Origin of the sequence: Nonomuraea sp. LP-02, assembly GCF_036289125.1 — a bacterium.
GTDB lineage: Bacteria > Actinomycetota > Actinomycetes > Streptosporangiales > Streptosporangiaceae > Nonomuraea > Nonomuraea bangladeshensis.
Map to the genome: position 1 here is coordinate 1,726,980 of NZ_JAXCLK010000001.1, position 21,162 is coordinate 1,748,141.

General features: G+C 74.0%; 21 protein-coding genes. 14 read left to right on the plus strand and 7 right to left on the minus strand.

All coding sequences use genetic code 11. The annotated features are described in order from the left end of the window. Nucleotides 1-56: 56 nt before the first annotated feature. A complete protein-coding gene (locus SMD20_RS08030) occupies nt 57-437 on the plus strand; it encodes a hypothetical protein (RefSeq protein WP_091085689.1) in 381 nt (126 codons plus the stop codon). Then, complete coding sequence (locus tag SMD20_RS08035; RefSeq protein WP_329577043.1) at nt 434-874, plus strand: MarR family winged helix-turn-helix transcriptional regulator; 441 nt, start codon at nt 434-436, stop codon at nt 872-874. The genes SMD20_RS08030 and SMD20_RS08035 overlap by 4 nt, the downstream gene beginning before the upstream one ends. 22 nt (nt 875-896) lie before the next feature. Here SMD20_RS08035 and SMD20_RS08040 read toward each other — a convergent pair whose 3' ends face one another. The 3 genes from SMD20_RS08040 to SMD20_RS08050 all read right to left on the minus strand — a co-directional run bounded on the left by SMD20_RS08040 (nt 897) and on the right by SMD20_RS08050 (nt 3,166). Next, a complete protein-coding gene (locus tag SMD20_RS08040) occupies nt 897-1,808 on the minus strand; it encodes a hypothetical protein (RefSeq protein WP_329577046.1) in 912 nt (303 codons plus the stop codon). Beyond that, nucleotides 1,805-2,608, minus strand: a complete 804-nt coding sequence (locus SMD20_RS08045; protein ID WP_329577049.1) for a hypothetical protein — start codon at nt 2,606-2,608, stop codon at nt 1,805-1,807. The genes SMD20_RS08040 and SMD20_RS08045 overlap by 4 nt, the downstream gene beginning before the upstream one ends. 81 nt (nt 2,609-2,689) lie before the next feature. Then, nucleotides 2,690-3,166 (minus strand): MarR family winged helix-turn-helix transcriptional regulator, encoded by a 477-nt coding sequence (locus SMD20_RS08050; protein ID WP_329577052.1) that lies wholly within the window; start codon nt 3,164-3,166, stop codon nt 2,690-2,692. A gap of 99 nt (nt 3,167-3,265) precedes the next feature. Between SMD20_RS08050 and SMD20_RS08055 the strand changes: the two genes are divergently transcribed. The 11 genes from SMD20_RS08055 to SMD20_RS08105 all read left to right on the plus strand — a co-directional run bounded on the left by SMD20_RS08055 (nt 3,266) and on the right by SMD20_RS08105 (nt 15,214). Then, the gene (locus tag SMD20_RS08055) at nt 3,266-4,717 is read left to right on the plus strand and encodes an FAD-binding oxidoreductase (RefSeq protein ID WP_329577053.1); all 1,452 of its coding nucleotides are present in this window, start codon (nt 3,266-3,268) and stop codon (nt 4,715-4,717) included. A gap of 69 nt (nt 4,718-4,786) precedes the next feature. Next, nucleotides 4,787-5,509, plus strand: coding sequence for a hypothetical protein (locus tag SMD20_RS08060; RefSeq protein WP_329577056.1), 723 nt, complete (start codon nt 4,787-4,789; stop codon nt 5,507-5,509). Between the two features lie 89 nt (nt 5,510-5,598). Further along, complete coding sequence (locus SMD20_RS08065; RefSeq protein ID WP_091085672.1) at nt 5,599-6,003, plus strand: GntR family transcriptional regulator; 405 nt, start codon at nt 5,599-5,601, stop codon at nt 6,001-6,003. Beyond that, nucleotides 6,000-6,887: an ABC transporter ATP-binding protein gene (locus tag SMD20_RS08070; protein ID WP_329577060.1), complete on the plus strand. Its 888-nt coding sequence runs from the start codon at nt 6,000-6,002 to the stop codon at nt 6,885-6,887. The genes SMD20_RS08065 and SMD20_RS08070 overlap by 4 nt, the downstream gene beginning before the upstream one ends. Beyond that, nucleotides 6,884-7,927, plus strand: a complete 1,044-nt coding sequence (locus SMD20_RS08075; protein ID WP_329577063.1) for an ABC transporter permease — start codon at nt 6,884-6,886, stop codon at nt 7,925-7,927. Before SMD20_RS08070 ends, SMD20_RS08075 begins: the two co-directional genes overlap by 4 nt. After that, nucleotides 7,924-9,339 carry a S41 family peptidase gene (locus tag SMD20_RS08080; protein ID WP_329577065.1) on the plus strand — a complete coding sequence of 472 codons (1,416 nt, stop codon included), beginning with the start codon at nt 7,924-7,926 and terminating at the stop codon, nt 9,337-9,339. Before SMD20_RS08075 ends, SMD20_RS08080 begins: the two co-directional genes overlap by 4 nt. Before the next feature lie 11 nt (nt 9,340-9,350). Further along, complete coding sequence (locus tag SMD20_RS08085; protein WP_329577067.1) at nt 9,351-10,496, plus strand: alpha/beta hydrolase family protein; 1,146 nt, start codon at nt 9,351-9,353, stop codon at nt 10,494-10,496. A 44-nt stretch (nt 10,497-10,540) separates the two neighbouring features. Next, a complete protein-coding gene (locus SMD20_RS08090; protein ID WP_329577071.1) occupies nt 10,541-13,486 on the plus strand; it encodes a DUF7824 domain-containing protein in 2,946 nt (981 codons plus the stop codon). Next, nucleotides 13,483-13,707, plus strand: coding sequence for a hypothetical protein (locus SMD20_RS08095; protein WP_329577074.1), 225 nt, complete (start codon nt 13,483-13,485; stop codon nt 13,705-13,707). The genes SMD20_RS08090 and SMD20_RS08095 overlap by 4 nt, the downstream gene beginning before the upstream one ends. Nucleotides 13,708-13,899: 192 nt before the next feature. Then, a complete protein-coding gene (locus SMD20_RS08100) occupies nt 13,900-14,775 on the plus strand; it encodes a serine protein kinase RIO (protein ID WP_329577077.1) in 876 nt (291 codons plus the stop codon). A gap of 73 nt (nt 14,776-14,848) precedes the next feature. Continuing rightward, nucleotides 14,849-15,214, plus strand: a complete 366-nt coding sequence (locus SMD20_RS08105) for a cupin domain-containing protein (protein ID WP_329577080.1) — start codon at nt 14,849-14,851, stop codon at nt 15,212-15,214. A 36-nt stretch (nt 15,215-15,250) separates the two neighbouring features. Here SMD20_RS08105 and SMD20_RS08110 read toward each other — a convergent pair whose 3' ends face one another. Together SMD20_RS08110 and SMD20_RS08115 are read right to left on the minus strand one after the other, a co-directional pair. Next, the gene (locus tag SMD20_RS08110) at nt 15,251-16,921 is read right to left on the minus strand and encodes a glycosyltransferase (RefSeq protein WP_329577082.1); all 1,671 of its coding nucleotides are present in this window, start codon (nt 16,919-16,921) and stop codon (nt 15,251-15,253) included. Between the two features lie 152 nt (nt 16,922-17,073). Next, a complete protein-coding gene (locus SMD20_RS08115) occupies nt 17,074-17,883 on the minus strand; it encodes a class I SAM-dependent methyltransferase (RefSeq protein WP_329577085.1) in 810 nt (269 codons plus the stop codon). A 58-nt stretch (nt 17,884-17,941) separates the two neighbouring features. Between SMD20_RS08115 and SMD20_RS08120 the strand changes: the two genes are divergently transcribed. Further along, the gene (locus SMD20_RS08120; protein ID WP_329577087.1) at nt 17,942-18,544 is read left to right on the plus strand and encodes a TetR/AcrR family transcriptional regulator; all 603 of its coding nucleotides are present in this window, start codon (nt 17,942-17,944) and stop codon (nt 18,542-18,544) included. On the opposite strand, the gene SMD20_RS08125 is transcribed toward SMD20_RS08120, so the two are convergent. Both SMD20_RS08125 and SMD20_RS08130 read right to left on the minus strand, forming a co-directional pair. Then, nucleotides 18,510-18,959, minus strand: coding sequence for a MarR family winged helix-turn-helix transcriptional regulator (locus SMD20_RS08125; protein WP_329577090.1), 450 nt, complete (start codon nt 18,957-18,959; stop codon nt 18,510-18,512). The two genes, SMD20_RS08120 and SMD20_RS08125, sit on opposite strands and share 35 nt — an antisense overlap. 45 nt (nt 18,960-19,004) lie before the next feature. Beyond that, a complete protein-coding gene (locus tag SMD20_RS08130; RefSeq protein WP_329577093.1) occupies nt 19,005-21,134 on the minus strand; it encodes a hypothetical protein in 2,130 nt (709 codons plus the stop codon). Nucleotides 21,135-21,162 lie beyond the last annotated feature (28 nt).

Genomic DNA, 21,162 nt, shown 5'->3' on the forward strand with positions numbered 1-21,162 from the left:
AGGGCAGGCATGCCAGGGCTTCCGGAGATGTATGCGTTTCGCATATAGTTCGAGGAATGGAATCGGTACTCGAGGCGACGATCAACGAGTGGCACGCGAGTGTGAACGACGCCGATCTGCGGCGTTCGGCGCGAGTGGTCGGCGACCCCATCGTGGTCCTGGGCCCGAAGGGCGCCGGGCCGATCACACCGGGACAGTTCGCGGAGTGGGTGGAGCGCTCGGGCATCACCCTGCGCCCGCGGTCGTGGCATCCGGTCAGCGAGCGGCTCATGGTCGTGGAGGAGGACGCCACCTGGCCCGGCAGCGGGACCGCGACTCGCGTGGCGACGGTGTTCCGGGTGGCGGACGGGAAGGTGACGGCCGCCCTGCGGCTGCCTGATCTCCGGCAGGCACTGGAGCTGGCCTACATCTGCCGCGAGATGGCGGCCACCGAATGAGCGACCCGGGGCCGGGGCAGGTCCTGTTCGCGTTCGTACGGTACTGGTCGCGCAGGCCCCAGGCCGGCGACCCCGAGGTGGCCGAGCAGGGGCGGCTCGTGCTCGTCGCCGAGGCCGTCCACGCGCTGACCGGGCGCGGCGTCCCGGCCACGGTCAACGCGGTCGCGCACGAGATCGGCATCGACCAGAGCGGCGCGTCGCGGCTGGTCAGGAGCGCGAGAGAGGCCGGCTACCTGACCATGGAGGCCTCGGACGCGGACGGCCGCCGGCGCAGGGCCGCGCTCACCCCGTCCGGCCTGGCCCTGCTGGATCACGCCCATGAGTGGCAGGAGCAGGTCTTCGACCGGCTGACCGAGGGCTGGAGCGAGCGACGCCGCCGCGACTTCCGGCAGGCGATGACGGAGCTGATGGAGCGGTCCTGCGACCTGGACGCGTGATCGCGCGAGCCGGGGCCGCGGCTCAGGGCGGGCATTCCGGCCGCGTCCTGCGTACGGAGAACTCCAGGCGCAGCGATCCGTCGGCGGGCAGGGCTATCGCGCGCGCCCATGGATCGCTCGCCCAGCAGGCGGGCAGGAGGAAGTACCGCTGGTTGGAGTGGATCAGCAGGCGCAGGCCGGTGTAGCGGTAGCGGTACATGGCGGCGGGGTCCGGCAACGCCGTCTCCTTGATTCCCGGGCCCTCCAGGTGCAGCCGCCTGGCCGCGTACACCACCGTGCTGGGCATCCCCGCGGAGTCCACCCGGTACTGCAGGGCGGCCTCGGCGCCACGCCGCTGCGCGTACAGGGTGACCGCCCACAGCAGCAGGACCAGCAGGAGCGCCGCGCAGACCGTGCGCCGGACGAGCTGGTCGGCGGAGGAGCCCGCCGGTCGCGGACGGATCCGCCGGCGCAGGGAGCCGCCGTAGACGAGGACGAAGACGCCGAACCCCAGGCAGGTGGGCACGACGTAGAACGACGTTCTCCACCAGCCGGCCAGGGCCACGATCCCCACTGCGACGCCCGCGGCCCCGAGCGCGGACGTGACCGTGATCGCCCGCGTCGTGGCCGTACGGTGCCTGTCCGCCGACCGGAGCAGCCACCGGTGCGCCGTGGGCGCGATCAGGGCCAGCACCAGGAGCAGGATCAGCGGCTCTATCGCCGGCGCGACGCTGCGCAGCACGTATTCCTGGAACGACAGGCCCAGCATGCTCTGCTCGATGCCGAGACCGGCGTACATGGTGTTGGCGCGGACGGCCCCGACGTACATCATGACGGCCGCGACGAAAGTGGTGGGCGTCACGACGTGGGCGAGGACGCTCCAGACGCGGGTGAGGTCCTGGGACGGCCCGGTGTCGTCAGCTTCGGAGGCGTCTTCGGGCGGCGGTCCGGTCACGACTCGTCCGGCGCCGGGCCGTGGTCGGTGTCCGGCTGCGTGGGGCCGCCGTCGCCGGGAGGCTGGACGGGTTCCTCGGGGGACGGCGCGGATGGGCCTCCCGTGCCGGGCTCGGGCCTGGTCGAGGAGGACGACGACGGGGCGGAGGGCGACGAGGACGACGAGGACGACGACTGCGTGCCGGTGGGCGGCAGCGTCGCGCAGTCCGGGAGGATGGCGGGATCGGGGGCCACCGAGCACGCGTCCCTGAGAAATTCCGGCGGCAGCCCGCCGAGCCGTTCGAGAGCGGCGCGGGCCCGCAGGGCGGTGGCGCGGTCGCCCTCGGCGGCGGCGGCGACCAGCAGCGTGTGGTTGAGCATCCGCAGGCCCGGCCGGCGCATCCGGCGATGCAGGTGGGAGCTCTGCTGCTCCGCCTGAAGGGCGTCGTGGTATGCCTCGCCCATCAGCCCCTGGTTCGCCTTCGCCGCCCCTTCGCAGACCTTGGCGATCGCCTTCGTCTCGGGTGAGCTGTCGCCGGAGGACGCCGCGCGGCCCATCCTCTCCGCCGTGCCCGCGAAGTCGCGGCTCTGCCCCATCTGCTGACAGTCGAGCCCTACCTGGACGGTGGCTTCGGGGAGGTCGCCGCTGTCCTCCTCGGGGACGAGCTCCTCGTCGGGGGTGATGACCGGCCGGGCCTGCCGGGGGGCGCCAGGTCCGGCCTCTCCCGAGCCGCCCGCCCCGGACCCGCCGTCGCCGCAGCCGCCCGTCAGCGCCAGCGCGGCCGCGAACGCCGCCACCGCGGCAGGCAAGGTCCTCCGCACCGTTTCCTCCGATGGCTCGCCGGTGTCAGAACCAGGTCGTACCTCGCGGGAGCGGGCGCCACTCCGGGCAGGGCGTACCGATCACCGTGTGCTGCCGATTCCTTGCCGCTGGTCGTCGCCCGGCTCGACCAGGCGGGTGAGCAGGTCGATCAGGTGCTCGCGGTCGGCCGGGGGCAGCGGGGCGAGGAACTCCTCCTGGGCGGCGGCGATCAGCCGGTCGAGCTCGATGAGCTGCTCGCGGCCGGCCGGGGTGATGGTGATGATGTTGCGCCGGCGGTCCTCGGGATCGGGCGCGCGCTTGAGGCAGTCCCGTCCGGCGAGGTCGTTGACGACCGCCACCATGTCGCTGCGGTCGATGCCGGTACGGCGGACGAGACCGGCCTGACTGGCGGGGCCGTACTCCTCCAGCGTGGCGAGCAGGGCGTAGTGGTAGCGCCGTACGCCGGCTTGGGCGAGCGCCCGGTCCACGATCCGGTTGGCCGTCAGCGCCGCCTGGTTCGCCAGCCTGCTCGGCAGGCCGCGCAACCGCCGCGGCGGCGCTCCCTCGGGGATGTTCACGAGCGCCAATCTAGCAATCGTTGGACAGACCCACGATTATCTGTATTGTTGGCCGGGCCAATGTTGGACAAACCAACGGATTGACGAAGGATCATCGACATGCCGGAAACCCCCATAGGGACCTGGACCGGTCGCGTCCGCGACGACGACCGCACCAGCGCCTTCACCCTCTCGCGCGTCCGTGGCCGCACGCTCTACCCGGGCGACGAGGGTTTCGAGGAGACCTGCTCGGGCTGGCTGCTGACGGTCGAGCACCGGCCCGCGGTGATCGTGGAAGCCGCCGACGCGGGCGACGTGGCCGCCGCCGTACGGTTCGCCGCCGACACCGGACGCCCGGTCGCCGTCCAGTCGACCGGGCACGGCGCGTCCGTGCCCGCGGACGGCGCCGTCTTCATCGCCACCGGGCGGCTGCGCGAGCTGTCGGTGGATCCGCGCGCCGGCACCGCGCGGATCGGCGCCGGCCCGCGGTGGGGCGAGGTGCTCGCCGCGACGGCCGAGCACGGCCTGGTGCCGCTCTGCGGCTCCTCCGAGCAGGTCGGCGTGATGGGCTACCTGACCGGCGGCGGGCTCCCGCTGGCCTGCCGCACGTACGGCTTCGCCGCCGGCCACGTCCGCTCGCTCGACGTCGTCACCGCCGACGGCCGGCTCCGCACCGTCTCGCCGGCACGCGAACCCGACCTGTTCTGGGCGGTACGCGGCGGCAAGAGCAACTTCGGCGTCGTGGTCGCGGCCGAGATCGAGCTGCTGCCGCTGCGCACCGTCTACGGCGGAGAGCTCCGCTACCCGGTCGAGGACGCCGGGCAGGCCGCCCACGTGCTCGGCTCCTACCTGGCCTGGGCCAAGGAGCAGCCGGAGGAGATGTCGTCCTCGGTGACGCTGATGCGTTTCCCCGACGCGCCGCAGCTGCCCGAGGAGTTCCGCGGCCGTTCGCTCGTGCTGGTCCGGGTGGTCTGCATGGGGGACGAGGAGCGGGGAGAGCGGCTGGTGGAGCCGCTGCGCGCGCTCGGGCCCGACGTGGACACCTGCCGCGCGATGCCGTACCCGGAGATCGCCGGCATCTACCAGGACCCCAGGAACCCGGTCATGGCGCACCTGCGCAGCGCTCTGACGTACGAGCTGGACGAGGAGGCCGTGGCGGAGCTGGTGTCGTTCATCGACCCGGCGGCGCCCGGAGGGCCGTTCCCCGGCATCGAGCTGCGCCACCTGGGCGGGGCGCTCGACCGGCCGCCGGCCCGGCCGCACGCGGTCAGCACCCAGGGCGCGGCCTTCCACCTGTGGCTGCGGATGCCCGCCCCGCCCGAGCGGGCCGACGAGGTACGCAGGACCGCCGACGAGGTGCTGCGCCGGCTGCGGCGATGGGACACCGGCGCCCAGCTCCCGGGGTTCCAGTTCGACCACGACTCCGACCCCGCCCGGGTCGGCCGCGCCTACAGCGAGGAGACCTACCGGCGGCTGGCCGCGTTGAAGGCGGCCTACGACCCGGACCACCTCTTCCGGATCAACCACACCATCCCGCCGAGGCCCGCCGAGGTCCCCGAGGGGATTGCGTGACGTCCACGGGGTAGCTGGCGTCCCGTGGAGGCAGTTGCCCGACGCCGTGCCGACGCCAAGGAGCAGCCCATGCGACAGCCGTGGACCTCACTCACGAGGTCAGGACTGGCCGCGGCCTTCGGCGCGGCGGCCCGCCTGCGGCACGGGCGGCCGGTCCACGCGTCCGGGCTGGTCCTCGACGCGCACCTGTGCCTGCACGGGACGCCGGAGCCGTGGGGGGTGCCCTTCCTCGACCAGCGGATGGACCTGCCGGGCATCGCCCGGCTGTCCCGCTCCGTCGGCGTGCCGCCGCCGCTTCCCGACATCCTCGGCCTCGCGCTCCGCTGGGACCAGGACGACACCAGCGCCGACCTGCTGCTGGCCACCAGCGGGCGCACCGCGCTCGGCAGACGGCTGCTGCGGCCCGCGACCCGGTGGACGGGGCTCTACAGCTCCCTGTTCCCGTACCAGGCGGGGGAGCGGCGGGTGCTGCTGGGCGCGTTGCTGCACACGCCGGTACGGTTGCCCGCCACGCTCGACGCGCTCGCCCAGGTCGTCGAGCACGGCCCGCTCACCGTGGCGCTCCTCGCCGCCGCCCCGTCGGGGCCGTGGCGGCCGTTCGGGCAGGTGCGCCTGTCCGCGCCGGTCCTGACGGACGCGGATCTTCCGACACGCTTCAACCCCCTCCGCCACCCGATCGCGGGGCTGCCCCCGGCGAGCTGGCTCAACGACGTCCGCGACGCCGCCTACGCGTCCGCGCAGCAGGTGCCCGACCTCCCGGAGAAGGCCCGCGACCTCAGCGGCGTCGCCTAGCGCCTAGCGCCTGACCAGCATCCGGCCTGTACAGCGTTCCTTATGATCCCTTAACATCTGGGATCCTAAAGTACTAGCAGGCTAGATAAATGGAGAAGCCGGTGATCGAGTTCCATCTGGACGCCAGGTCGGGTGTCTCGCCTTACCTGCAGCTGGTCCAGCAAGTACGGCACGCGCTGCGGCTGGGCGTGCTGCGCGAGGGCGACCAGATGCCCACCGTCAAGGAAGTCGTGGCGCACCTGGCGATCAACGCCAACACCGTCCTGAAGGCCTACCGGGAACTCGAGCACGAGGGCCTGGTGGCGGCCCGGCCGGGGGTGGGGACGTTCGTGACGGCGACGCTCACCGACGCCTCACTGGCCGCGCACGGCCCGCTGCGGCAGGAACTGCGGCGCTGGCTGGACAAGGCCCGCCGCGCCGGCCTCGACGACGAGAGCATCGAGGCCCTCTTCATGACCACCTTTCGGACCACCGCTCAGGAGGACATAGCGTGAACGCCGTCCTGGAGACCCAGGGACTGGGCAGGAAATACGGCAGGCGCTGGGCGCTGCGCGAGTGCACCCTCGACCTCCCGGCAGGCCACGTCGTGGGGTTGGTGGGTCCCAACGGGGCCGGCAAGACGACCCTGCTGAAACTGGCCGGCGGCCAGCTGGAGCCGACGGCGGGCACGATCACCGTGCTGGGCGGCCGCCCAGCCGGCGGACCGCCGCAGCTCGCCAGGGTCGGGTTCGTCGCCCAGGACACCCCCGTCTACGCCGGGCTGAGCGTCGCCGACCACCTGCGACTGGGCGAACGGCTCAACCTCCGCTGGGACGCCGCCATGGCGCGGGACCGGATCGCGCGGCTCGGCCTCGATCCCGCCCAGCGGGCGGGCAGGCTCTCGGGCGGCCAGCGCGCCCAGCTCGCCCTCACCCTGGGCCTGGCCAAACGGCCCGAGCTGCTGATCCTGGACGAGCCGGTCGCCTCGCTCGACCCGCTGGCCCGCCGCGAGTTCCTGCAGGGGCTGATGGAGGCCACGGCCGAGCACGAGTTCAGCGTGGTGCTCTCCTCCCACCTGGTCTCCGACCTGGAACGGGTGTGCGACTTCCTGATCGTGCTCGTCGACTCCCGCGTCCAGGTCGCCGGGGAGGTCGACCGGTTGCTGGCGACCCACTACCGGCTCACCGGCGCGCGCCGCGACCCCGACCGGCTCCCCGCCGACCAGCACGTGGTCAGCGCGCGTCACACCGCCCGGCAGAGCACGTACGTGGTCCGCACCGACGGCCCGATCCACGACCCCGCCTGGACGGTCACCCGGCTCGGCCTGGAGGACCTCGTCCTCGCCTACATGGACAAGACCACCGTGGACCGGCGGGTCGCCCTGGAGGTGCGGCGATGATCTGGCTCACCTGGCGCCAGTTCCGCGGTTCCGCCGTGACGACGGCCGCCCTGCTCGTCCTGCTCGCCATCGTCCTGGCCCTGACCGGGCCCGGCCTGGCCTCCGACTACTCGGCCGGGATCGCGGCCTGCACCCAGGACGGCACCTGCGACCGCTTCTACGACCGCTTCTTCGACGGGCACGACACCCCGTTCGTGGCCCTGGCCCTCGTCGTGCTGCTCCTGCCCGCCCTCGCCGGGCTCTTCTGGGGAGCACCGCTGATCACCCGCGAGCTGGAGGCGGGCACGCACCTGATGGTGTGGAACCAGGGCATCACCCGCAGCCGCTGGCTGGCGGTCAAGCTCGGGCTGATGGGCCTGACCGCCGTGACCTTCGCCGGCCTGTGCGGCCTCATGGTGACCTGGTGGTCCGACCCTCTGGACAAGTCGGCCACCGAGAACCTGGCCCTGATGGCTCCCCTGGTGTTCGGCGCGCGCGGCATCGCCCCGATGGGGTACGCGGCCTTCACCTTCGTCCTCGGCGTGACCGTCGGCATGCTGGTACGCCGCACGCTGCCCGCCATGGCCATCACCCTGGCCGTCTTCGCCGCGTTCCAGCTCGCCATGCCGCTGCTGGTCAGGCCCCACCTGATGCCCCCGATCACCTCGACCTTCGAGCTCGGCAAGACGAACGTGGACGGGGTCGGCATCAACCGGGAACAAGGCGGATACGTGCAGATCCAGCTGAACGCGGCCGTCCCCGGTCACGCGGGCGCCTGGGTCCTGTCCGCCGACCTGGTCGACGCGTCCGGGCGTACGGTCGGCGCCGGCGGCGAAGGCGCCGCGAGGGTCTCCACCACGTCGGGCCCCTGCGCGCCCTCGGCGGCCGACGGGGACGGCTGCATCGCCGAGATCAACCGGCTCGGCTACCGGCAGCAGGCGACCTACCAGCCCCTTGAGCGGTTCTGGCCCTTCCAGTGGATCGAGACCGGGATCTACGCCCTGCTCACCCTCGGCCTGTCGTGGCTCTGCTTCTGGTGGATCCGCAGGCGCCTGTCATGACCGCCGTCAGGATCCTGGCCGCCGGGCTCGCCCTCGCGGCGGCGACGGCCTGCACGGCCCCGCCGCCGCCGCGCGCCCAGGCGAGCACGGCCGGTACGGTCTGCGCAGCCCCCCGGGGCGCTCCCGCCGCGGAGACGACCACCACGATCGACGTCATCGAGCAGGCGTACTTCTGCATTCTCGGCAACTACTACGGCGGCGCCACGCTGGACGCCCGCTCGCTGCTGAGCGCCGGATTCGCCGCCCTGACCCAGGAGCTCAACCGCAACGGCCGCGACGTGCCCGAGGCGGGCATGCCGGCGCTGACCGGCGACCGCACGAGCGACTGGACCGCCTTCGAGGCCGCCTACCGCAGGATCACCGACCAGGTGCCCGGCCTGCGCGACAAGCTGGCCGTCGTCACCCTCGAAGCCATGGTGGCAAGCCTCGGCGACAACCACGCCCGCTGGACGCACGACGTCGAGCGGCCGCCCGACGCCTACGAGGGCGACGGCTACGGCCTGGGTCTCCTGGCGAACGTCAACGGCCCGCAGGTGGACGGCAACCCCGGCGTCGCCCTGCCCCCGCTGTTCGTCACCACCGTGCAGGGCGGCGCGGCGCGGGCGGCCGGGCTGCGCCCCGGCGACATCATTGAATCGGTCGACGGGTCGGCGCCCTTCATCGACGGGAAGGCCACTCCCGCGATCGCCGCCCTCTACCCGGCGTACCCGGAGGCGCGCTCGGTCCGGCTGCGGCTCCTGCGGCAGAGCACCGGCCGCCGCTGGAGCGTGGCCCTCGAACCCGGCCTCTACCAGCGGGACCTGGCCGCCCTGCAAGTGGTGCAGTCGAAGCTGCTCGACGACGACATCGCCTACGTACGGCTGCGCGGGTTCGCTCCCGACTCCGCCGACCGCGTCTTCAGGGCCATCGGCCGGCTGCGCGCCGGCCGGACCCTGTCCGGTGTCGTGCTGGACCTGCGCGGCAACGGCGGCGGCAGCCCCGTGGAGGCGACCCGGCTGGTGAGCGCGTTCGGCCACGGCAAGGTCACCGCCTACCAGTGCACCGTGGACGCCAGGTGCGAGACCACGCGGACCGACGACACCGTCGAGCTGGTCGGCCTGCCGCTGGTGGTGCTCACCGACCGCGGTTGCGCCTCGGCGTGCGAGCACTTCAGCTCCGCCGTCAAGGACCTGCGCCTCGGCCGGCTGGTCGGCACCAGGACGGCCGGGGTGATCTCGGGGCCGGCGCAGCCGTACCTGCTGGCGAACAACACCGTCCTGAGCTTCCCCGCCAGGCACCACCTGGGCCCGGACCGCGAGGTGATCGACCGGATCGGCGTGCCGCCCGACCACCACGTGCCCCTCACCCCGCAGGACGCGGCGGCCGGGCGCGACCCCGCGCTGGCCAAGGCCCTGACCTTGCTCAACGAGTGAACGGACCTCCGATGAGACAGATCCTGGCGGCCGTCGCGGGACTGGTCGTCCTGGCCGCGTCCGCCTGCGCCGCGCCCACGCCGCCCCGGTCCGCCGTCCGGTCGGCCACTTCGACCGGCCCCGCCGCTCTGCCCGCCCCCACCGGCGCCCATCGGGTCGGCACCACCGCCCTGTACCTGAAGGACGCCTCCCGCCCCGATCCCTGGAACCTCGACGCCGACGCCAGGGAGCTCAAGGTCACGCTGTGGTACCCGACCGAGCAGCGGGACGGGCGGCGGGCGGCGTACATGACGCCGAAGGAATCCGAGCTCACCCTGCGAGGACTGGGAGTCTCGGGCGTGCCCGGCGACACGCTCAGCAGGACGCGCACCAACGCCGTCGAGGACGCCGCACCCGCGGGCGGGAACCTGCCGCTGGTGGTGCTCTCCCCGGGCTTCACCAAGCCGATGAGCACGCTCACGTCCCTGGCCGAGGACCTGGCCAGCCGCGGGTACGTCGTGGCCGGCATCGACCACACCTACGAGAGCTACGCCACCACCTTCCCCGGCGGGCGGGTCGCGGAATGCCTCGCCTGCGACAGCGACGGCGACCCGGGCTTCGGCACGGGGCTGGTCGGGGTACGGGCGGCCGACGTCTCCTTCGTGCTCGACCAGTTGCCGGCGAAATGGGCTGGCTCCGACCGGATCGACCGGTCCCGTATCGCCATGGTCGGGCAGTCGATCGGCGGGGCCGGCGCCCTGGCGACCATGGTGAAGGACTCCCGCGTGCGCGCCGGGATCGACATGGACGGCACCACCTACGCCCGCATCCCCAAGAGCGGGTTCTCCCGGCCGTTCATGTTCCTGGGCTCGCCGCAGCACGTCCCGGGCGGCCGCGACACCTCGTGGGACCGCGACTGGAAGCTGCTGACCGGGTGGAAACGCTGGATCGTGCTGTCAGGCGCGGAGCACCAGTCCTTCACCGACGGCCCGCTGCTGTCCGGCGCCCTGGGCGTCACGCCCCCGTCCGGCGTCCTGCCCGCGGCGCGGGCCGCCGAGCTCACCCGCTCCTACGTGGCGGCCTTCCTCGACCAGCACCTGAAGGCCGAGCGCCAGCCCCTCCTGGACAAGCCGTCCGCGCGCTACCCCGAGGTCACGTTCTGCCCCACGGCCTGCTGACGGCGCGGACGCGGATTGTCGGAGATCATCCCTAGGGTGCTGCCATGACGTGCCCCCCTTCTTGCGCGCGGGTCCGCGACCGCGTCCTCGCCTGCGACGCCCGAGGCCTGGCCGACCTCGTGATCGCCCTGTCCGACGCCGAACGGGCCGAGGCCGCCCGGCATCTGCCCGACCTCCGCGACGAGCTGCGCGGCGTCGTCCGCGACGTGTCGTGGCACTCCGGTCCCGACGAGGGCGACGGCGCCGGCGGCTACGGGGAGATGTTGCGGATCGCGGGGGCGGGCGTGCTGTCCGGGCCCGCCGCCACGGCAGCCTGGCTGACCCGCCGCGAGTTCGCCCACCCGTGGCCGAGGCTGGAGGAGGTGGCCCGGGTGCTCGCCGCGCGCCCGGGCGGCTGGCAGGCCGACGTGGCCGCCCGTCTGACGAGGAAGATCCGCACACCGGACGACCGGGACGTCCCGCTGGTGCTGGCCGTGTTACGGGCCACCGGGGCCACGCCGCCCGAGCATGACCCGCTCGTGACCGCCTGGGTGCGCACCGGCCCGGCCGACGACGACCCGCTGCTCGGCCCGCTGCTGCCGCGGATCTTCGAGGCGGAGGGCGTGGGCCGCGAGCTGCGCGAAGAACGCCTCACCCCGGCCCCCACCCCTTGGCTGTCCCTGATGGGGCGGCTGCTGGCAACGGGCCGGGTGTCGCGGGCGGAGCTGCTGGACGGCTGCCTGCGCCGCTTCCTGCGCGGCGGCGACGGCGTGAGCCTGCGTTTCTTCGTCCGGGTGCACGAGCTGCTCGACCCGACGCCGCAGGAGGCCGCCGCCCGCATCCGTGACTACCTGCGGCTGTTGCCCGTCGCGCCCGGCTCGGTCGCCGAGCTGGCCCTCGCCCAGCTCCGCCGCGTCGGTCCGCTGGAGCCGGCCGAGACGGCCGAGGCGGCCGGTGCGCTCACCTTCCGCGCGGAGGCCAAGCTCGCCCTGGGCGGTCTGCGCCTCATCGAGGGGGAGACCGGCGGGACGGCCGGGCACCCGCACGCCGCCGAGCTGGCCGCCGCCCTGGCCACGGCGTTCGGGCACACCTCCTACGAGGTGCAGGGACGGGCCGCCAGGATCGCGCTCAAGCGCGCCGCCGCCCTCGCCCCGGCCGCCCAGGTTCTCGCCGAGGCGGTGCCGCTGCTGCCCGAGGCGCTGGGGACGCGGGTGGCCGGCCGGTTCGGGGGCGAGGTGGCGCGGCAGGAACCGCCCGAGACGTTCACGCCGCCGCCGCTGCCCGCGCCCGCAGCGCCCGAACCGTTTCCTGAGCCCACGCTTGACGTGTGGCAGAGCGTGTACATGTGGGTGGACGGGGAGCGGTGGCTGGCGGCGTTCGTCCGGCGGGCCGCCGCCGACCGGGAGGGGCTGCGGCGCACGCTGGCCGAGCAGTTCGGCGGCGTCTACCCGCAGGTGCACCCCGGGGAGGCCTGGGTCGACGTCAGCGACTGGATCGGCGCCCTTGCCAGGGAGGTGACCGACCCGGAGCCGGCGGCCGCCGCCGGGCCGGAGCAGACCGTCGGCGGCCCGGAGCAGACCATCGGCGGGCTGGAGCAGACCATCGGCGAGCTGCTGGAGGCGGCGTGGAGCGGGGCCGTGCGGCTGCTCGGCCTCCAGCCGCAGACCGGACCGATGGGCGGACCGGCGACTGGACGGATGGCCGGATCGATGGCCGGACGGATGGGCGGACCGGCGGCTGGGCCGGTGGCCGGTGCACGGCCGAAGCTGCCGCCGTCGGACGAGGTCGCGCCGCCCCACCTGTTCCTGCTGCGCCGGCTCGACGAGATCCACCGCGCGCTGCGGGCCGGCACGTTGCCGCCCGTGCTGCTGGCCACCCCCACCCTGACCACCGGCCACCTCGACCCCGCCGTCCTGGTGGAGCGGCTGGCGGAGTGCGCCGCAGCGGGTGCCGAGCCGCTGCCCGCCGACCTGGCGCAGGCGCTGCTGCGGCTGCCCCGCGGACGCCACCCCGAGGCGGCCGGACAGGCAGCGCGGATCGGCTCGCCGGCCGCCGCGACCGCCGCGCGCTGGCTGGCCGAGGGCGGGCTGCGCGACCCGGAGACGCACGTACGGTGGTCCTACCTCGACGGCGCCACCGACCGCTTCTTCGACGAGCACGAGCCGGCGGAGCGGCCCTACCAGATCCGGCTGCGGCCGACGCTGCGGGCCGAGCCGACCGGCCTCGAAGCGCTCGACGAGCTGCTGGGCCCGCGGGCCCGCTGGAGCTGGTTCCAGTCCCGCGGCCTGCTCAACTGGTGGCCGTCGCTCCTGCCCTCGCACCGCGAGGTCGTCGCCGCCGACTACCTGCCCGACCTCACCCATCCCGGGGTGGCCGCGCGGTGGGTGCGGGACCTGGCCGACGCGGACGGGCCCGCCGGGGAGGCGATGGCGCTGGTCCTGGCCTTCCAGGTCGCCAGGGCGGATTCCGAGGCGGCGGCGTTGCTGGTGCGCATGGCGGCCAGGGGCGACCTGCCGGCCGAGGAGGTGGGCGCGCAGGTGGCGCTGCTGCTCCGGCGCACGCCGCACTACCGAGAGCGGCCGATCGTGGGCGTGCTCGCCGACGCCGCGCGGCAGGGCGCGTACGAAGCCGTCTGGCGCCTGCTCACCCGCCTGCTGCCCGCGCTGCTGCCCGCCCCCGGCGAACGGCCGCGGGTCGAGCACACCGAGGCCGTGACCCTGGCGGCGGACGTGGCGGCCTGGACGGGGGCCCGCGGCCCCATCCCGGAGGTGTCGGCGTACGCGACGGCGGGCGGCAGAAGCCGCTTCGCCCGCGCCTGCGCCCGCCTGCACGACCAGCTCAGCCAGAGCGAGCAGCCCAGCCAGGGCAGTCACGGCGATCAGCTCGGCCACGGCGATCAGCACGGCGCTGGCGGTCAGGGCGGCCAGCTCGGCCACGACGACCGGCGCGGTCACGGTGGTCCGGTCGGAGGCGGCCGGGTTCACGAGGGCGAGGAAGAATCGGTCGCGTGAACGAGCCACTGCTGCGGCAGCTCGTGCCAGCAGTGATCGGCGTCCTCGTCGGAGCAGCGCCGCCGAGGACGCCGCCCAGGCCGCGCGGCGGGTGCGGCGCCTGCCGGGCCCGTGAGCGCGGCCGGGGTCAGAAGCGGGAGGAGCCCACGCCTAGCCCGGCCAGGGCGGCCTCCAGGGGGCCGGACGCTCAGAGCCCGGCGCTCCTCATCGGCGAGCGTTAAATGCGTTGCTGGAGAAGGAGCGGTTGCGGAATACTGCGGGCGAAGCTGATCGCCTGTCGAAGGGAGGGTGAGACCGTGACGACGACTGTTCGCGTGCCGTTTTCCGCGTCCCCACACCTTCCCGCCGGGCGTCCGCCGCTGACCTGAACCGATCGGCACCCCGGTGGGCCTCACATCTGGAGCATTCCCACCGTGCCGAAGCACTCGCAACACCGCCGCCGTGGCAAGCACGCCCTCGACGCCGACGACATCGCCTGGCTGGAGAGCACGCCCGAGACGGCGTCCGACGACGGCCCTCCCGAGGGCGACCGCTGGTCCACCTGGGACCAGAGCACGCCCACGGAGAAGGGGCCGCGCCCGTACCCCGACTGGCTGGTCACCGAGCTGGCCGCCGTTGACACCGAACACGGCATCCTGAAGACCGGCAAGGAGGCCGACGTCCACCTGATCTCGCGGGGCGTGCCGGGCACCGACCGGGTCTGCCTGCTGGCGGCCAAGCGCTACCGGTCGTCCGACCATCGCCTGTTCCACCGCGACTCCAGCTACCTGGAGGGCCGCGCGACCCGCGAGAGCCGGACGAACCGCGCCATGGCCAACCGCACCGCCTTCGGCAAGCAGATGATCGCGACGCAGTGGGCGGTGGCGGAGTTCGGGGCGTTGTGCCGGCTGTGGGAGCTGGGGGTGCCGGTTCCTTACCCGGTGCAGATCCTCGGCACGGAGATCCTGCAGGAGTTCGTCGGGACGCCCGACGGCTACGCGGCGCCGCGTCTGGCCCAGGTCTCCGAGGGTCTCGACGACCTGTGGAAGCAGCTCGTCGAGGCGATGGTGACGCTGGCGGGGGAGGGGCTGGCGCACGGCGACCTGTCCCCGTACAACGTGCTGGTCCGCGACGGCAGGCTGGTCATCATCGACCTGCCCCAGATCGTGGACGTGGTCGCGCATCCGGCCGGGCCGTCGTTCCTGGACCGGGACGCGCGCAACATGGCCACCTGGTTCGCGGCCAAGGGCGTCGCCGGGGCCGACCCGGAGGCGCTGGCGGCGCTGCTGCGCCGCGAGGCCCGCATGTGACCGCTATTTGCCCAGGTCCTTCCCTGTACGGGAGTTTTCCGATGAAAGACTGAAAGTGACGGAAGGAGGCAACATGATCGAGGTCAAGAGCATCGAGAAGCCGGACGAGCGCCGCGACTTCCCGAAGGGACATCTGGAACTGTGCAGCCTGTCCGGGCTGAGCTTCGCCGTGGCCACGTTCGAGCCCGGCTGGCGCTGGTCGGAGTCGGTCAAGCAGATCGTGGGGACCAGCTCCTGCCAGGTCCGTCACCAAGGGTTCGTGGTCCAGGGCCGGATGCGGTGGCACATGGACGACGGCGCGGAGGCAGAGGCGGGACCGGGCGACATCTTCGTCTGCTCACCTGGGCATGACGTCTGGGTGGTGGGCGACGAACCGGTCATCCTCTACGAATTCGCCGGAGGAATGGCTGACTACGCCCGCGCGGCCGGCGACTGCTGAGATCAGCCGCGCGGCCGGCGACCGCTCCAGCGGGAGTCAGCCGCGCGACCTGCGGCCCAGCGCGCGGCGCATCCTCCTGGACAGGACGGCGCGCATGCCGCGCTGCTGGGCCAGCTGGCGGTCGCGCTGTGCCGCGTGCACCTCGCGGCGCAGCGCGCCGACCTCACGCCGCAGCTCCACAGTGCTCTTGCGCCAGCGCGCCGCCTCGTCACGCCACTTGGCGACCTGGCCGCGCAGCCGTTCGGCCTCGCCGGCCAGCCGCGCCGCCTCCGCCTCGGCCCGCACCCTCGCCTGGTACGCCGCCCGCCGCCCCAGCGGCTCGCCCGGCTCCTCGGTGAACCCGTAAGTCTCGCCGGTCACCCATCGCACGCCCGAGACGTCCGCCACGGCGTCGTCCAGGTCCTCGCCGGGCCGGACCACGAGCCGGGCGCGGGCGAAGAAGGACATCCGTTCCAGGCGGGCCGCGACCACACCCTCGGGCGACTCCCGCAACAGCACCTGGACCAGGCCGAGCCCTTCGGCGCGGGCCAGGTCGAGCAGTTTGGCCACACCGTCCTCGCCGGGCGCCCATCCGGCGGGCAGGCGCAGCACGAACGGGACCGACGGGTCCACCTCCGCGGCGGTCGCCAGGCGTACCCGGGGTTCGTGCTCGTAGTGGCCGTGTACCAGGACCAGGTCCAGGTCGGGGTCCTTGAGCGGGGCGCGGCGGTCACGGTCGAGCCTGTCCCAGGGGCCGACCAGCACCACCGACAGGTCCGCGACCGTGGAGGCGAGCAGGGCGTCCACGGCGGTGCGGACGGCCTCGTAGCCGGCCGTGCCGTCCAGGACCGCGGTCACGTACGGCACCTTCCACCGCCGCGCAGGATGCGTACGCAGCCACTGGTAGGCAGGGATGCGGTCGGCGACGAAGGCGTGGCTGACCCGGTCGACGCGCTGCTGCTCGCGCATCCGCATGGTCGGGCCGAGATGGTAGGCGCGGGCCCGCGGCTCGGGCACGAACACCGCCCCGGCCTGCGCCAGGCGGTAGCCCATCTCGGTGTCCTGGCCGACGACCAGGTCCTCGTCCATGGGGCCGGCCGCCTCGACCAGGCGGGCGCTGACCGACGTGGCCCCGCCGACGTGCAGGCTGAACGGCCGTGCCGGGTTGGCGGTGAGGCCGTCGGTGCGCTCGACCAGCCCGACCAGCCAGGCGTGCGGCAGGGCGGGCTCGAACGCCGCCTCCAGGTCCTCCGGCAGCGTGTCGGGCAGCGGGGCCGAGGTGAAGCGGATGTACCCGGTGACCGAGAGGTAGGGGGCGGCGTGGTGCCAGCGCATGTGCGCCTCGATCGCGCCCGGCGTGAGCACCACGTCGGAGTCGAGCCAGTGGATGACGTCGCCCGTGGCCTCGGCGAGGCCCGCGTTGCGGGCGGCGGCCCGGCCCGGCCGGTCCCAGCGGATCAGCCGGGCGGCCGAGTCCTCGGGCAGGCGCAGCGGCGGCGAGCTGCCGTTGTCCACGACGATGATCTCCGTCAGCTCCGCCGGGTACGTCTGCCGCGCCAGCCCCCGCAGCACCAGATCCAGCTTGTGCTGGGCGCCGTACGCCGGGACGATCACGCTCACCCGCAGCTCGGGCGCGAAGTCCTCGGGCGGCTGGAGGATCCGGTAGTCGTTGCCGCGCACCCGTCGCACGTCGTCGCCGACGGTGGTTTCGGAAGAAGAGACGGACATGCGCGCGGGAGCTCCTTGATCGTCAGGCCGGATGGACGGGCCTCACCCTAGGACGCCTACCTGGGAGAGTATCCGGCCCGGCGATCCACGCGTACCACGTCTTCGCAGGTCAGAGCTGCCAGAATGCGCACAGGAAACGCGCAGGTCACCGCTCAGGACCGGAGTGTCGCGGCGACCGCCAGCGTGGTGAAGGCCGTGGTGAAGCCGCCTCCGGCCGCGTCCACGGCGGCTCCGACGTCCTCCAGCACCGCGGCCAGCTCGTCCGGCCGGAGCCGGGTGAGGCCGCCGGTGGTGGGCAGCAGGTCGAGCCATTCGGCGCGGGTGTAGTGGCGTTCCCCGTCGAAGCGCCACAGCTCGGGCTCGCCGAACGCGTCCGCCCGCCGGATGCCGCCGGCGAAACTCTCGAACATCTGCCGGTAGACGTCCTGGGCGGCCTTCGGCGGGCCGGCGACGGCCGGCGAGCCGGGCAGCACGCGGCGCAGCGCGCCGGCGAGTGCCTCCGCGATCGGCGGCGGCGCCTCGTACACGTGGGCGAACGCGGTGAGCAGGCCGCCGGGGCGCAGCACCCGCGCGGCCTTGGCCGGGCCCGCGACCGGGTCCACCCAGTGCCAGGACTGGCCGGCCACGACCGCGTCGAACGTGCGCCCGGCGGCGTCCCAGTCCTCGAACGTCGCCACCTCGACCTCGACGCCGGTGCGGCGGGCGAACGCGGCCATCCGCTCGTCCGGTTCGACGCCGAGCACCGTGCGGCCGGCCGCGAGGAACTGCCGGGCCTCGATGCCGGTGCCGCAGCCGACGTCGAGGAGGTCGGGGCCGGGGCTCGCGGCTATGATCCGCTGGATCAGGGCGTCCGGATAGGTGGGCCGGGCGCGGTCGTAGCGTTCGGCGTCCACCCCGAACGATTCGGCCGTCTGCCTGGCCTGATGGGGCTCCTGAGGGGTTCCCTGAGTTAAAGTGGGCATGCGCCCACCATAGTGGGCACTCGCCCACTTGTCGAGCGTGCGAGAGGGAGAACGGGCGATGCCGACGGGAGTGGCGCTCCGCGATGTGCGGCAGCAGTTGTTCGACGCCGCGGAGCGGGTCCTGCTCAGGGACGGCGCGACCGGGCTGACCAGCCGGGCCGTCACCGACGAGGCCGGCGTCGCCAAGGGCGTCCTGCACCGGCACTTCGCCGACTTCGACGCCTTCCTCGCCGACCTGGTGCGCGAGCGCATGCGCCGGCTCGCCGCCGAGGCCGCCGAACTCCGCGCGACCGCCGGGCGCGGCACCGTCGCCGGCAACCTCACCGCCGCGCTGATCCAGCTGTTCGACCCGGTCGCGGTGTCGATCGTCGGCCTCGTCATCTTCCGCGACGAACTGCGCGCCCGCCTGCGCCGGGACCGCCCGGGGGCCGGCGTCCCGGTCCTCGCCGAGGCCGCCGAGATGATCGGCGGCTACCTCGGCGAGGAGCGCGCCATGGGGCGGATCGCCGCCGACGCCGACGTGGACGCGCTCGCGCTCTCCCTCGTCGGCGCGGGGCACCTGCTCTTCGCCGACCGCGACCACGCCGTGCGGGATCCGGAGGCCGTCGAGAAGGTCGTACGGGTCGTCATCGCCGACGTGGTCCAGCGCCGCCTGCTGTGACGCCGCCCCGCGCCTCCAGGTTGGCGGCCATCCGCTGGAGCGTGCGCACGGTGCCGGTGTACTCCTCCTCGGTGAGGCCGGCGAGGAACGCCGAGCGGATGCCGTGCACCTTCTCCTGTACGGCGGCATGCCCGGTCAGGCCCTCGGGCGTGAGGGTGTGGCGGCCCTCGGCGTCCTCGGCGAGCCAGCCGCGCCGGGCCAGCTCGCCGGTGACGTTCTCCAGGGTGATCGCGCCGGGCTGCCAGAAGGGGCGCAGTGTCTCGCCGAGGCCGCTCGCGGTCTGCGGGGCCTGGCGCAGCACGTTCAGCACCTGCCAGTGCCGGCGCGTGAGGTGCTCCTCGGCGAGGACTCGCTCGGCCTCGGCCTCGATGAGCCGGTCGAGGTGCTTGAGCCAGTAGCCGATGGGACGTTCCATGGCGTATGCCTTTCTGCATATACATGTCTTATTACAAGTATATGCTCAAGGGGTCCGGTACGTGCGGACGTCGTCTCCGTCACCCGGGTACGCCATGACGAGCAGCCGCTGGGTGCCGTACTTGCCGCCGTTCCAGGGCAGCCAGGCGACGTGCACGCGGACGCGGTAGTGGCCGGGCCGCCCGCGCAGCGACAGGTCGGGCAGGACGATGCCGGACAGATCGTCCCGCAGTCGCAGGTCTCCGGCCGGGCTGTCGTAGCCCACCTCCACCACGTGCTCCCAGCCGCCGGTCTCCACCGGTGGGCGGCGGGCGTAGGTCTCCAGCGTGACGCAGGCGTGCACGTCGGAGTGCGTCAGGATCACCAGGTGGCCGCGCCCGCCCGCCACCAGCCCGTTGGCCAGCGCCTTGGCGAACACCCCCTGACTCAGCGGATCGAAGGAGTCGCCGACCGCCTCGAACAGGCTCAGAGACCCGTCCGGCCACTGGGGTTCCGCCACGCGGACCGCCTTCGCGGGGGTGGTCAGCGGGCGGTGACGCGGAGCGGCGTCGCACTTGCGCCGTTCCTCGGCCAGGGACTGCTCGTACTCCACCTCCTCGACGGCCTCCGCCGCCACGACCGCCGCGTGCGCGCTCGGGCAGATGTCGTCGACCACCCAGGGCAACCGCTCCGGGTCCACACCCTCCTCGGTGCGCAGCCGGGCCAGCTCGGCGGGGTCCTGGCGGGCGTGTACGGCGCACAGGCGGCGGCCCCGCGCGAGCAGGACGTGATCGGGGGTGCCGGCGGCGACGTCGAGCACCGCGTTCACCCGGATCGCGCACAGGTACGCCCGCTCGCCGGTCCCCGGGGCCCGCGCGCAGTCCTCGGCCGTGGTGACCTTCCCGGGGGCCAGGTCGGCCGCCGGGAGGAAGCACAGCGCGAGGGCCGCCGCCGTCGCCGCGAGCAGCCCGTGCCGGCGCGGGCTTCCTTCGCGAAGGGCGAGCAGCAGGAGGGCGGCGGCGGTCAGCGCGGCGGCGTGCCACAGAGGGAAGAGCGCGGCCGGGTCCGGCCCCGGCGGCTCCCCGGGCACCAGGTCAGGGCCGGTGCCGCCGAGCGGGGCGGGCGGGAGGGTGAGCGCGGAGACGGTGACGAGCGCGGCGCAGCCGAGCAGCGCCAGCGCCGTGGCGCGGACCGCCGCACGGGTGCGCCACACCACGGCGGCGAGGACGAGCACCGCCGGAGCGCCGACCCCGAGCAGCAGGTCGAGGCCGTACCACGCCAGGGACGCCCGGTCGCTGATCCCGAGCAGGTCCGCGACGGCGCCTCCGGGGCCGACGGCGCGCGGCACGCCATGGGCCAGGTTGACGGCCGCGGGGATCAGCGGCAGCGCGACCGCCACCCCGGCGAGCGGCAGCGGAAACGAGGGCCCGCGGCCCGCGCGGGGCCGAGCCTCCGCCGGGCGGGTCAGTTCGTGTGCCGAGCGCGCCTCCCACACCGCGCCGAGCGCGGCCAGCGCCACCACGGCCACCTCGAACAGCAGCCCGGGATCGAACCCGCGGGGAAAACGGAGGGCGAAGGACGTGGGGTGGAGCAGCCACGCCGCCGAGAAGATCGCGCCGGTCCAGACCGTGCCACGACTCCAGCGCGGATCCCTCGCCTGGCCCACCAGCACGGGCACGGCCCACCACAACCAGAGCGGGGTGTCCGCCGGGCCGTATCCGAGGTCGGCCGCGACCGCCGCGACGCCCGCCACGAGCGCGCCGAGCCGCGCCCACCGGGGCAGGGACGCGGCCAGCACCGGCACGTACAGCCCGATGACGGCCAGCCGGACCAGCGCGCCCGTCCAGATCGGCCACTCCGCGTCGTCCAGCGGCCACAGGGGCAGGAGCAGCGTGTGCGCGACGCTCGCGTACAGCGCGACCCGCAACCAACCCGCCGCACCGCCTGGCGGAACAACCCGCAGCGGGTCCCGCGACACCGGCCCCCGCAGCACCTGCCAGAGCGCCCACCCCTGCAGGACGGCCACCGCGAGCAGCACCCAGCGCGCCCACGGCCCGAGCTCCATCAGGTGTGGCCGCTCCACCGGCACGACGGCGCCCGCCACCGTGATCCAGCCCGCCGCGACGACCACCCCGACGCCGGCCACGTACGCGACCGCGACCAGCGCGGCGATCCTTCCGCAACGGTACCGGCGCATGACGGCTTCCTCGCAAGGGGGACAAAGG